Source organism: Mycobacterium sp. 1245852.3 (assembly GCF_001669335.1).
Classification (GTDB): Bacteria; Actinomycetota; Actinomycetes; order Mycobacteriales; family Mycobacteriaceae; genus Mycobacterium; species Mycobacterium europaeum_A.
This window is the reverse complement of sequence record NZ_LZLL01000474.1, coordinates 19,448-31,986: the sequence shown is the minus strand read 5'-3', so window position 1 is coordinate 31,986 and position 12,539 is coordinate 19,448. Positions and strand designations below refer to the sequence as shown.

Sequence of the window (12,539 nt, the reverse complement as noted above, 5' to 3'; positions counted from 1 at the left end):
CGGAATTGGTCGCCACCACCTTCGTGGGCGGCCTCAAACACCTTCCGGTGCGCTACTCGCTGACCTGAGCGCGGCCGCGCCGTTGCGGCGGGGTCCTCGCTACACTCCGGTGTGGAGGTCTCGCAATGACGCGCAGGACGATTGTCATCACCGGCGCCAGCGACGGCATCGGCGCAGCCGCGGCCCGTCGCCTCAGCCGCACCGGCGACCAGATCGTCGTGGTGGGCCGCTCCCCAACCAAGACCGCCGCGGTGGCCGCCGAATTGGACGCGGACTACTTCGTCGTCGATTACGCCGACCTGTCCCAGGTCCGGGCACTGGCGGAAAAGATTCGTTCGCAATACCCGCGCATCGACGTGTTGCTCAACAATGCGGGCAGGATGGCCAGCAAGATCGAGCTGACCGCCGACGGTTACGAACGCACCTATCAGGTCAACTACCTGGCGCCGTTCCTGCTGACCACCCAATTGCTGGATGTGCTGCTGCAGTCGCACGCCACGATCGTCAACACCACCAGCTCGTCGCACAAGCTGATTTTCCGGGCCACCGTCGACGACCTCGAGAACACCGCCAGCCGTCGGCCGGCCGCTGCCTACGCGTTGTCGAAGTTGGCAATCATGTTGTTCACCAAGGAATTACACCGGCGCTACCATGCCGGCGGACTTTCCGTCGCGAGCGTGCATCCCGGCAACGTCAACTCCAACATCGGTGTCGCGTCGGGTTCGCGATTCCTGGTCTTCATGCAGCGGTACACCCCGGCGGCGCTGTTCATCTCGACCTCGGACCAGGGCGCCGACCAGTTGGTGCGGCTGGCGTCGAGCACGCCCGGTTCTGAGTGGACACCCGGCGCGTACTACGCCAAGCGCAAGGTCGCCAACACCAGCCGTCTGGCAGAGGACCCGCGATTGGCCGCCGAACTGTGGGAGCGCACCGCGTTCAGGGTCGGCTGACGGCTCCGTCGGGGTGATCTTCGATACTCCGTAGTATCTAACCGATACCGAACGGTATGCTGCTGCACATGTCACCTGTCAAGCCGCTTCGCAGCCGCCCCACCCGGGGTGAGGTTCGCGACCGGATCCTGGACGCGGCGTCGAAGGTTTTCGCCGCCGAAGGGTTCGCCGGTGCCACCATCGACGCCATCGGCCAAGCCGCGGGCTTCACCAAGGGTGCGGTGTATTCGAATTTCGAATCCAAGGATGAGCTGTTCCTGGCCCTGCTCGACCGCGAGTTCGAGCTGCGCGGCGAGCAGATCGCGATTGCGCTGGGCCGCAGCGACGGCGACCGCGCCGCGGCCGCGCGAGAGGTGAGCCGATCGGTGCTCGACTCGGTCCGCGACCATTCCGACTACTACGTACTGCTCGTCGAGTACTGGTTGCGCGCCCAGCGCGATCCACAGCTACGGGAACGCCTGATCGGGCGCCGCCGCGCCGCGGCCGACCAGGCACTGCACATCGTCGAATCGACCGACACCGTGCCGGGCGACCGGCGACTGACCGACGTAGCCCAGCTCGTCGTCACGATCAACCTGGGGGTCGCGATGGAAGAGGTGTTGCGTCCGGGAACCATCAACCCCGATCTGCTCGCGCAATTGATCACCGCACTGCTGGAATCGATTCCGGTTTAAAGGGTATTAGGGAAAGCCACACCATGGATGCCAAGGACGAACCGGACGACATCGCACCGGTCATCACCGCCACCGGATTGGGGGTCGACGGTGAGCACGGGCCGTTGTTCTCGGGGGTCGACCTGACCCTGACGCCGGGTTTTCACGCGATCCAGATGCCCGGCGGGCACGGGCAGACTACCCTGCTGCTGACACTCGCGGGGCGTTTCAAGCCGAGCCACGGCACGCTCACCGTCCTCGGCGAGACAACCCCGCGCGCGATTCGCCGGCAGTGCTCCATCGCGGCCTTCGATGACATCGATGACCTGGAGGATTCGGTGACCGTGGGGACAGTGCTCGCCGAGCAGCGCCGGTGGCTGGCGCCGTGGTATTCATCGGTGCCGCTGCAATCGGGTCCGGCCGAGCTCACCGAGGTCTTCGGCGAGATGGCCCCGCCGTCGAACGACACCTACATCGTCGAACTGTCAGACCTCGAACTGTTCTTGCTGCGAATCACGCTGGCGTTGCTGTCGAACCGTCCGATCCTGGTGGTCGGCGACCTCGAACAGGTTCGGGACAATTCCCGGCGAACGATCGCCGCCGACCGGCTCGGCGTGATCGCGAGACAGCGCACCGTCGTCGTCGGGGTGACCAACCCGCTCGGCACGGACGCACCCGACCACGAACTACACGATCACCGCATCCTGACCGGAGAGGGCTGAAAGATGCTGGCTGGACTCGCCTTTGGCTCAGAGATCAAACGCTTCGGCCGTAGCCGATTGACGCGCGTGGCCATCGTCGTACTGATGCTGTTACCCCTGGTGTACGGGGCGCTTTACCTCTGGGCGTTCTGGGATCCGTTCGGCCACACCAACAAGATGCCGGTGGCGCTGGTCAACTCCGACCGTGGCGCCGTCGTGTCCGGGCAGCAGTTCAACGCCGGCGCGGAGATCGCCAAGAGCCTGACCGCGGACGGCGGCCTGGACTGGCACGTCGTGGACTTAGCCGAGGCGCGCAACGGAGTCGACCACGGTAAGTACTACTTCATGGTCGAGCTGCCGCCGGACTTCAGCGCGGCGATCGCGTCGCCGGTGACCGGGCAACCGAAGAAGGCCAACCTGATCGCCGTCTACAACGACGCCAACAACTACATCTCGACGAGTATCGGCCGTACCGCCATCGGCCAGGTACTCAACGCCGTATCCAGCCGGATCTCGGGACAGGCCGTCAATCAGATGTTGTCGGTGGTGGTTTCGTCGGGATCGGGTATCAAGCAGGCCGCGGACGGGGCGGCCCGACTCGATGACGGTGCCGGTCAGCTGGTAGCCGGCGTGGACAGCGCGCGGTCCGGCTCGGCGACGCTTGCCGCCGGTGCCAAGCAACTGTCAGACGGAATCAACCAGGCCACCGACCCGCTGCTCGCGGTGACCAAGGCGGTGTCCCAAATCGGTGGCAGCACGCAGCAATTGCAACAGGGTGCCACCGCGCTTGCGCAGGCCAACGATCAGCTCGGCACCATCGCCGCGGCGCAGGACGCCGCCGCGAGCTCGCTGTCATCGGTGATCGATCAGCTCTCCGCCCGACAGGATCCGCTGGCGAACAACCTGCGCGGCATCCAGGATCAGCTGCGGGGCCACCAGTTCACGCCCCAGATCCGCCAGCAGCTCACCGATGCGCAGAACGCGGCGATCGCCATGACATCGGGATTGCGCAACCCGGGCAGTCCGCTCGCGTCGGCTCTCGACCAGGTCGGCGGTAAGGGACAGGAGTTGACGAACAAGCTCACCCAACTGCGCGACGGGGCCCAGCAAGTCGCTACCGGTAACGCCGAATTGGCCGGCGGCATCGGCAAGCTCGACGACGGCGCGCGCCAGCTCAAAACGGGATCGGCCGAGCTGGCGACCAAACTCGCCGAGGGGGCCAAGCAGGTACCCAACTGGACAAGCCAGCAAAAGGATGCGGTCGCCGACACCATCGGCGGTCCGGTGCAACTCGAGGCTTCACATGAGAACGCCGCGCCCAACTTCGGCACCGGGATGGCTCCCTTCTTCCTGACGCTCGCGCTGTTCTTCGGCGCCTTGGTGCTGTGGATGGTGCTGCGGCCCTTGCAGACTCGCGCGATCGCCGCGGAGGTGCTCGCGATCCGCGTGGTGCTCGCCAGCTACCTGCCCGCCGCCGCGATCGCGGTATTCCAGGCCGCCATTCTCTACTGCGTGGTCCGGTTCGCTCTCGGTGTGCACGCGGTGCACCCGGCGGCCATGCTGGGGTTCATGATGCTGATTTCCGCCGCGTTCGTGGCCGCCACGCAAGCCATCAATGCGCTGGTTGGTCCGGCGGTGGGCCGGGTGCTGATCATGGCCCTGCTCATGTTGCAGCTCGTCAGCGCGGGCGGCTTGTACCCCGTGGAGACCACTTCGCGGCCGTTCCAGATCCTGCACCGCTTCGACCCGATGACCTACGGCGTGAACGGACTCCGGCAGCTGATACTCGGTGGTGTCGACGCCCGGCTATGGCAGGCGATCACGGTGCTGGCCGGGATAACGGCTGTCGCACTGGCGATCTCGTGCCTGTCGGCGCGCAGAGACCGGCTCTGGAATCTCAGCAGGCTGATTCCCGCGATCAAGATATAGCCGGCGTGGTTCAGCAGATCCCGAAATCGATGATGCCCCGCACGATTCTGCCGTTGAGCAAATCGTCGTAGGCGTCGTTGACCTCGTCGAGGCGATAGCGCTTGGTGATCATCTCGTCGAGCTGGAGCTGGCCCGTCTCATAAAGTTTGGCCAGCCTGGAGATGTCCGCCTTGGGGTTGCACGAGCCGAATATGGTGCCCGCCAACGTCTTGTTCATCAGGATGAAGTCCTGCAGGTCGATCTTGACCGACCGGGTCAACTGCGAGGTCATGCCGGTGAGCACGCAGGTGCCCCCCTTGCGGGTGAGCTTCACCGCGTCGCGTACGTCTGCCGGAGTGATCAGCGACGGCGAGACCACCACCGCGTCGGCCATCACTCCGTAGGTCAGACCGCGCACCAGGTCCAGCGCCTCGTCGATCGTCGCCGCGGTGTGCGTGGCGCCGAACTGCAGCGCCGATTTCTGCTTGAAGTCCACCGGGTCGACGGCCACGATCTGGGCGGCGCCGTTGATCCGGGCGCCCTGGATCGCGCCCGTCCCGATCCCGCCGACACCGATCACCGCGACGGTGTCCCCGGCGCGCATGTTCGACCGGTTGGCGACGGAGCCGTAACCGGTTGGGATGGCACAGGACAGCAGCGCGCTCGACGTCAGCGGCAGGTGTTGCTCGATCTTCACCAGTGAATTCGTCGACACCACAGTGTGTTCGGCGAATGCGCCGATCTTGGCGATGTGGCCGAGGCTGCGGCCGTCGGCGGTGTGGTGGCGGAAGGTGCCGTCGGTCGGCATCCCCGGGATCATGGTGCCGATGCCGACATCGCAGAGGTATTCGATTCCGCTGGCGCACCAACGGCATTGGCCGCACACGGCGACGAACGACATCACCACGTGATCACCCGGCGCGAAGTCGGTGACGCCGGGGCCGACCTCACGCACGATGCCAGATCCCTCGTGACCGCCGATCGTCGGGAACATGGTCGGCAGCCCCATGGATCGCATCACCTCATTGGGCGCCGACATGTCGCCCTTGAGGATGTGGTCGTCGGAATGGCACAGGCCGGCGGCTGCCATCTGTACCAGGACCTCGCCGGCCTTGGGGGGATCGAGCTCGAATTCCTCGACGGACCACGGCCCGCCGACGTCGTGCAGGATCGCCGCGCGGCTTCTCATGTGGCGGGGGCGAACGTGACCGGAAGCTTGTTCGGCGACCGGAAGGTGAGCCCGACGATCCTGGATTCCTCGCCGGTTCCGTCGTCGGGCACGAACGCCAGCCGTTCGACGCGGTCGAACAGGCTGTTCAGCATGACGCGCGTTTCCAGCCGGGCCAGGTGCATGCCGAGGCACATGTGGATACCGCCGGCGAAGGCGATGTGGGACTGGCGCGGCCGGCGAATGTCGAAGGTGTTCGGATCGGTCCAGCGGCTCTCGTCGCGATTGGCCGAACCCATACACATGTCGATCTGCGCCTCGGCCGGGATTGTCTTGCCGCCGATTTCGACCTCTTCGGTCGTGGTGCGCATGACCATGGTCAGGGGCGTCTCGTACCGCAGGCCTTCCTCGATCGCCATCGGTATCAGCGACCGATCCTGATACACCATGGCCAGCTGTTCGGGATGGGTGAGTAACAGGTACAACAGATTGCCCGACGAGCGATAGGTGGTCTCCAGGCCGGCCGGCAACAACAACCGCAAGAAGGCGATGATGGCCTCGTCGGTGAGCTTTTCCCCGTCGATCTCGGCGGCAACCAGGTCGCCGATGATGTCATCGGTCAGCTTGCGCCGGCGCTGTTCGACTTGTTTGAGGAAGTAGTCGTAGAGCTCGGTGGCGGCATTCAATCCCGCCACGATGTCGGTGGGGATCGAGATCAGGTCGAGGGACAGACGCCGGAACAGGTCGAGATCCTCGGCGGGCAGCCCGAGCAGCGTCGAGATGATTCTGGTGGGAAATTCGAAGGTCACCGCCTTCACCAGATCGGCGTGACCGTCGTTCTTGATTTCGTCGACGAGTTGGTCGCAGACCGGCCCGATGACCTTCGGCTCCCAGCGCTCCAGCGCCGTCGCGCGGAACGCTTTGGCCACCAGGTTGCGGTGGTCGTGGTGTTCCCTGCCGCCCATCGCCAGGATGGTGTGTCCCATCACCAGCCCGATCGTCTTGTCGTACGCGGCCGAGGTGAAGACGCGGTCGTCGCGAAAAGCTTGCGAGACACCGTCGTAACCGAACAGGACCCATTCGTCGTTGGGCCGCAGCTCTTCTGGCAGCTGGCTGTTATCGCCCAGGGAACCGTGCCATACCGGGTCGGTGTGGCGCATGTGCTCAAAGAAGGGATAGGGGCTGGTTTCGCCGGTGAAATCCAATGCAGGTACGACGGGCTGACCGTTCGGGCCAGTGCTGAGCGTCATCAGCGCTCCTCCTGAGACAACCGATAAGGCCGTTCACGCGGACCAAAAGCGAGTGCCCGCGAAGTCCACGGCGGGTGGAACCGAGCGGAAAATAGCTATCATAGTATAGATAGCAACGTAGCCCAATGGCTCAAACGCTTTCCGTCGCACTGCGACGCCTGGCACGTTCCCCCGCGACGAGCACCGCGTGTGTCGACCCCCAAAACGCGGGTCTACCTTGAAGATGGTTTCCGGTAAGGCCTACCTTCCGAAACCGCCGATGAGCCCGCCCGACGAGCCCGAAAAATGAGTGGACATGACACAGACGAATCTGGCCCGGCCACACGGCCTCACTCGCATCGATCCGGTGCTGCGCGACGCCGCCGTGGCGTTGGGTGCCTTCGAATTCCGCGCCGAGACGCTGCCGGCCGAGCGTGAACACGCCAACCTGCTGGCCACCCAGCGCGCCGCGTCGGCAGACACCACCGGCGTGTCCATCGACTCCCGATCCATCGCCGGCCCGGACGGTCAGCAACTGGAGCTGCGGTTGTATCGCGGCCACACCGAATCCGCCGCGCCGGTGGTGATCTACGCCCACGGCGGCGGGTTCGTCACCGGAAACCTGGAGACCGACCACGCGCACTGCGTGGAGCTCGCCCGTGACGGCGGCTGCCTGGTTGTTTCGGTCGACTACCGGCTCGCGCCGGAACATCCGTGCCCGGCGGCGCTCGACGACGTCGAAGCGGCCTTGCGCTACGCGGTCGACAACAGCGCGGAGCTGGATGCCGACGCCGCCCGCATCGCGGTAATGGGCCGCGACGCCGGTGCGGCGCTGGTCGCGGGACTGACCCAGCGCATGTTCGACCAGGAAGGTCCGGCGATTCTGATGCAGATCCTGCACCAGCCGATGCTCGATTCCGACGCCACGCCCTCACGTCGGGAATTCCAGCGAACCCCGGGCCTCAACGGTCCGGCGGTGAGCCGGGCGTGGAACCACTACCTCGGCCACGCCAGCGCCAACGGTCAGCACGTGCCGGCGCACCGCGCCAACCTCGAAGGCCTGCCGCCGACGTTCGTCAGCTGCTCCGAGATCGATCCCTGTCGCGACGAGGCCATCGACTACGCCAACCGGCTGTTGCACGCATACGTCCATACCGAATTGCATGTGATCGCCGCGACCTTCAACGGCTTCGACTCGATGGTGCCGGATTGGATTGTTTCCCAGGAGAATCGGGCGCTGCATGCGCAGGCCCTGCGCCGCGTGTTCGCCATGTAGCGCAGCCGCGCCCCGGTGATGCCGGGCGACGAGGCGGACTCACCGGAGGGCGTGCCCGTCCCAATTTTTACCGACTGAGCTCCGGTATCTCTTACCGTATTGCGCGTTGCTAACATCAGAAACGCCAGCCAACCGAGGACCGATCGGGCGGATGATCAAACACTCAAACCGTTTCCGTTGCAGCCGCAGCGATCGAATGTCAAGAAGGATCCCCTCGGCACCATGACGACCCTCGACTCTCCGGAGAAGATTCTTTTCACCTCGACCACCCAGGCCTTTTTGGACAAGGAAGCGCCGCTGCGCCGGGTGCGGGAGCTGCACGCCGAGGGCACCTCGTTCGACCCCGCATGGTGGCGGCGCGCCGCGGAGCTCGGCTGGACCGCGCTGTTGGTCCCGGAGGAGTTGGGCGGCGGAAGCGTGTCGGGGAACGGCTTCGCCGACCTGGCCACGGTCGCCGAACAACTCGGGAAGACGGTGGCGCCAGGGCCGCTGTATCCGGTCAGCGCCGTGCTCGCCGGCCTTGTCGAGTGCGCAAATTCCGGCGAGCACGCCGACACCATCGAGGCGCTGGTCTCCGGTGAAACCGTGGCGTCGTGGGCGGTGTGTGAGCCGGGGCAGGGTTGGGCACCGCTGAATCCCTCGGTGACGGCCACCGAGACCGACTCCGGTTACCGCATCGACGGCAGCAAGGACCGCGTCGAGGCGGGCGCCCAGAGTGCGGTGCTGCTCGTGGTGGCGCGCAGCGGCGCGCAGATCCGTCAGTTCCTGGTCCCGACGGACGCCCCTGGCGTCCGGATCGAACCCCAGCAGTCGGTCGATCTGGTCAAGCAATACGCCCGTGTGCACTTCGACGGGGTCGTGGTGCCGCACTCCGCGGCCGTCGGCACCGCCGACGAGGCGGCGGTGCTCGTCGAGCGACAGAGCCAGATCGCTCAGGTGCTGCAATGCGCCGAGGTGGTCGGCGCTCTGCAGACGGTGTTCGACTTCACCGTGCAGTGGGCACTCGACCGGCACACGTTCGGTCGTCCGCTGGCGTCCTACCAGGCCCTCAAACACAAGTTCGCCGACATGAAGCTCTGGCTGGAAGCCTGTCGCGCCACCACCTCGGCGGCCGTCGCCGACGTGGCGGCCCGCGCGCCGCAAGCGAACCTGTCGGCCAGCATCGCCAAGTCCTACGTGGGAGAGATGGCGGGCCAGATCGTCCAGGCCTGTGTGCAGATGCACGGTGGTATCGGTGTCACCTGGGAACACGACCTGCACCTGTACCTGCGTCGAATCACGTTGTACCGCAGCATGTTCGGCACGCCGGAGGAACACAATCTGCGCGTGTACGAGTTCGAGAAGGCGGGTCGTTCGGCGAAATGATGAAGACGAGATGACATCAACCGAGTCTGTTGCGCAGTTCGCCGCCCGGGCCAGGGCATGGCTTGCGGCCAACATGCCCGCCATCGACCGCGAGGCCCCACCGGCCGCGCTGCGTGACGACGAACGGTCGTGGTTGCGGGCCCGGGAACTGCAAAAGCGGTTGTACGACGGCGGGTTCGCCGGGATCTGCTTCCCCCGCGAGTACGGCGGCCTCGGGCTGGACTACGAATACCAAAAGGCCTTCGACGTCGAATCCCTCGACTACGAGATGCCGTTGATCCTCAACACCCCGACGTTCACCATCTGCTGCGCCACGCTGCTCGACACCGGCAGTGAAGACCAGAAGAAGCAGCACATCGCCGCCGCGCTGCGCGGCGAGGAGGTGCTGGTGCAGTTGTTGAGCGAACCCAGCGGCGGATCGGATCTGGCCGGCGTCCTCACCCGCGCCGAGCGCCGCGGCGATCGTTGGATCATCAACGGCGCCAAGACCTGGAGCACGAGTGCGTTCGCCGCCGATTACGGCCTGTGTCTGGCCCGCACCAATTGGGAGGTACCCAAGCACGAGGGCCTGACGATGTTCCTGGTGCCCATCGCGCATCCGGGAATCACGTTGCGGCACATCACGATGCTCAGCGGTTCCAGCGAATTCTGCGAGGAGTTCCTCGACGGTGTCGACGTGGGAGACGACGCCGTCGTCGGCGAGGTCAACGGCGGCTGGGCGGTGGCCTCGCGGCAGCTCTACCACGAGCGCCGAGCGGTGGGGCAGGGGTCCGAGTTCGCCAGCGGCGGTGGCAGCGAGGGCGGCAACGCGATTCCGGTCGACTACGTGGCCCTTGCGGAGAAGACCGGACAGGCCGACGACGAACGCGTGCAGGAGATGGCCGGTCGAGCCATGGTGCACCGCGCGGTGGCCGAGCAACTGATCGGTCACGTGTACCGCAGCGTCAGAGACGGCGCGCTGCCGCCGGCCGCCGGGACGCTCATCCGGCTGTTTCACTCCGAGACCACGACGACCGATGTCGACACGGCGCTGGCGATCGCGGGAAGTGCCGGAGTCGTCGGGGAACCGGGCGCCGGACTCGAAACGGGTCTGCGCTATTTGTCCCGGCAGACCGTCGCCATCGGCGGCGGCACCACCGAGATGGCCCGCAACGTCATCGGCGAGCGGGTGCTGGGCTTCCCCCGGGAATACGCCGCCGACCGCGGGGTGCCGTTCAACCAGGTGCGGCACGGCGACAGGGCCGACCGGGCTTAACCCTCGGCGACGAGGTTCTCGGCGAGGCCGCTCACCACCGGGATCTGGACCAGTGACAAGACATGGTGTGCCGGGCTGCCCGGCGGGGCCACCAACACGTATTCACTGCCTTGCCGCTGGGCCCGCCCGCGGGCGGCGGCCAGCGCGCTGACGCCCGCCGATCCCAGGTGGGTGACGGCACTGAGGTCGACCGTCAATGGTGCGACGCCGGAACGGCTTTCGACGGCGATCTGACGGTCCAGGATGGATGCGGTGTTCGAGTCGACGTCGCCGCTGACGACGATGCGGCCCGGTTCGCTGACCTCGGAGGCGAATTCCGCGTTGAACGTGCGCCGCTCGGCCGCCCGGCTGATCACGGAATCGGTGACGAAACTCGCCGGTCGCGAGAGTCGGTGCGTCAGACTGGCTGTCGTTCCCTCGGCTCCGTGTCGGACGTGCGCCTCCGACACCAGGGCCTCGGCCATGGCGAGGCCGCGACCACGCCCCGTCTCGCCCTCGCGGTGATCCTTCCACCGGCCGCGGTCGCTCACCGAGGCGTGCAGGCTGCCATCGCCGGACAGCGTCGCCTCCACCACAACGCCGTCGGTGACCTCGGTCGCATACCCGTGCTCGACCGCGTTTTCGACGAACTCCGAGATCGCGTGCACCACATCGGAGACGTCGTCCGCGTCGGCGCCCACCTCCGACAACCATTGGCGCAGGCGGGTGCGTACCATGCGCGCCGCACGGATCGTCGCGTCCAGTGTCAGGTGCAGCGGCGCGGGCGGCGTCCGGCGTTGTGCCGCAAGGAGTGTCACGTCGTCGCTGTAGCCGGTCGACCGCAGCAGCAATTCCAGTGTCTCCGAACAGATGCGGTCGATCGCCCGTTGCGAGGATTCGATGACGAACCCGCGTTGTCCGCCGGCGATGTTCGCGGCCAGCTCGGCGAATTCGGCGGTGCTGGCGCCCAGTGGCCGGCCGGGTCTTTCGATCAAACCGTCGGTATAGAGCAGGATCGAGTCGCCCACGTCGAGGAATTCGGTGCGCACCGGAAAACCGGTGCCGCTGCCGAGGGGTCCCGCGCCCGACGGCTCGAGATAGCGCGCGGTGGCGTCCGCCGTCACCAGCAGCGGCGGCGGGTGTCCCGCGGTGCAGTACCGGAATTCGCCGGCGGCGAAGTCCAGGGAGCCGACGCAGATTGTGGCCGTGTTGGATCCGGGGACGTGCTTACGGAATCGGTCGACGGCCTCGAGCGCTTCGGCGATCGGATATCCCGCGACGACCTGCATCCGCAGCGCGGTGCGCAGTTGCGACATCGCCGCGGCCGCTTTGACGCCATGGCCGACGACGTCACCGACGACGAGCACCAGCCGGTCGCCGAGGGGTATCGCGTCGAACCAGTCGCCGCCGGCCGCGGTGTCCTCCGCGGCGACGAGGTACTGTGCGGTCACGTCCGCGCCGGGAGTGACGGGCACCGAGGGTGCCAGTAGTGCCTGCTGCATGACGGTGGCGGAATCGCGGACGTTGCGGTACCGCTCGGAGAGTTCCTCGAGGCGCGCTTCGTCGGCCATTCGCGTCTGCACGCGGCTGGTGACGTCGACGAAGGCAAGCTGCACGCCTTCGATCGAGCCGTCCTCCGCCCGGCGCGGCGTGACGATGAAGTCGAAGAAATGTTCCTGTGCCTGCCCCGCGCCGTCGAAGTCGGCCTGGACCCGCCATTCCGTGCCCGACTGTGGCTCGCCCGTTTGATATACCCGGTCGAACATGTGCAGGATTTCTTGGCTCTCCAGCTCGGGATAGATGTCGCGCACAAATAGCCCAATGGAGTCGATTGGCGGACTGAGTGTGCGGTACGCCGCGTTGACCGCGACAAATCGGTGGTCGGGCCCCTCGAGCCCGACCAACAGCGCGGGAACGTTCTCGAAGACGCGGCGCACGTCCTCTGCCGCACCGACGGTTCTGTCCCAGTCTTTTTCGGCCACCATCTGGCCGTCCTCCTAGCAGCCCCGAGCGGCCCGCCAACCAAGGGCCGACTCGAAAACCGGGTCAATGGGT

At 66.3% G+C, this 12,539-nt stretch carries 10 protein-coding genes; 7 read left to right on the top strand and 3 right to left on the bottom strand.

Annotation, left to right across the window (positions count from 1 at the left end; genetic code table 11):
* Positions 1–125 precede the first annotated feature (125 nt).
* Genes A9W96_RS21130 through A9W96_RS21115 form a run of 4 tightly spaced genes read left to right on the top strand, consistent with a single transcriptional unit; the run spans position 126 to position 4,233 of the window.
* On the top strand, positions 126–950 hold the full coding sequence (locus A9W96_RS21130) for an SDR family NAD(P)-dependent oxidoreductase (protein WP_067142755.1): 825 nt from the start codon (positions 126–128) through the stop codon (positions 948–950).
* A gap of 56 nt (positions 951–1,006) precedes the next feature.
* Positions 1,007–1,624: a TetR/AcrR family transcriptional regulator gene (locus tag A9W96_RS21125; RefSeq protein ID WP_067142752.1), complete on the top strand. Its 618-nt coding sequence runs from the start codon at positions 1,007–1,009 to the stop codon at positions 1,622–1,624.
* A gap of 23 nt (positions 1,625–1,647) precedes the next feature.
* Positions 1,648–2,325, top strand: coding sequence for a hypothetical protein (locus A9W96_RS21120; RefSeq protein WP_066866593.1), 678 nt, complete (start codon positions 1,648–1,650; stop codon positions 2,323–2,325).
* A gap of 3 nt (positions 2,326–2,328) precedes the next feature.
* Positions 2,329–4,233 (top strand): YhgE/Pip domain-containing protein, encoded by a 1,905-nt coding sequence (locus A9W96_RS21115; RefSeq protein ID WP_067142749.1) that lies wholly within the window; start codon positions 2,329–2,331, stop codon positions 4,231–4,233.
* A gap of 10 nt (positions 4,234–4,243) precedes the next feature.
* On the opposite strand, the gene A9W96_RS21110 is transcribed toward A9W96_RS21115, so the two are convergent.
* Together A9W96_RS21110 and A9W96_RS21105 are read right to left on the bottom strand one after the other, a co-directional pair.
* Positions 4,244–5,401, bottom strand: a complete 1,158-nt coding sequence (locus A9W96_RS21110; protein WP_066866597.1) for a Zn-dependent alcohol dehydrogenase — start codon at positions 5,399–5,401, stop codon at positions 4,244–4,246.
* Positions 5,398–6,630: a cytochrome P450 gene (locus tag A9W96_RS21105; protein WP_066866600.1), complete on the bottom strand. Its 1,233-nt coding sequence runs from the start codon at positions 6,628–6,630 to the stop codon at positions 5,398–5,400. The genes A9W96_RS21110 and A9W96_RS21105 overlap by 4 nt, the downstream gene beginning before the upstream one ends.
* Positions 6,631–6,925: 295 nt before the next feature.
* On the opposite strand from A9W96_RS21105, the gene A9W96_RS21100 reads away from it, so the two are divergent.
* The 3 genes from A9W96_RS21100 (at position 6,926) to A9W96_RS21090 (ending at position 10,505) form a co-directional block, all read left to right on the top strand.
* Positions 6,926–7,885 (top strand): alpha/beta hydrolase, encoded by a 960-nt coding sequence (locus A9W96_RS21100; RefSeq protein WP_066866601.1) that lies wholly within the window; start codon positions 6,926–6,928, stop codon positions 7,883–7,885.
* A gap of 222 nt (positions 7,886–8,107) precedes the next feature.
* The gene (locus tag A9W96_RS21095) at positions 8,108–9,250 is read left to right on the top strand and encodes an acyl-CoA dehydrogenase family protein (protein WP_067021734.1); all 1,143 of its coding nucleotides are present in this window, start codon (positions 8,108–8,110) and stop codon (positions 9,248–9,250) included.
* A 10-nt stretch (positions 9,251–9,260) separates the two neighbouring features.
* Complete coding sequence (locus A9W96_RS21090) at positions 9,261–10,505, top strand: acyl-CoA dehydrogenase family protein (RefSeq protein ID WP_066866603.1); 1,245 nt, start codon at positions 9,261–9,263, stop codon at positions 10,503–10,505.
* Here A9W96_RS21090 and A9W96_RS21085 read toward each other — a convergent pair.
* Complete coding sequence (locus A9W96_RS21085) at positions 10,502–12,469, bottom strand: SpoIIE family protein phosphatase (RefSeq protein ID WP_067142746.1); 1,968 nt, start codon at positions 12,467–12,469, stop codon at positions 10,502–10,504. The two genes, A9W96_RS21090 and A9W96_RS21085, sit on opposite strands and share 4 nt — an antisense overlap.
* Positions 12,470–12,539 lie beyond the last annotated feature (70 nt).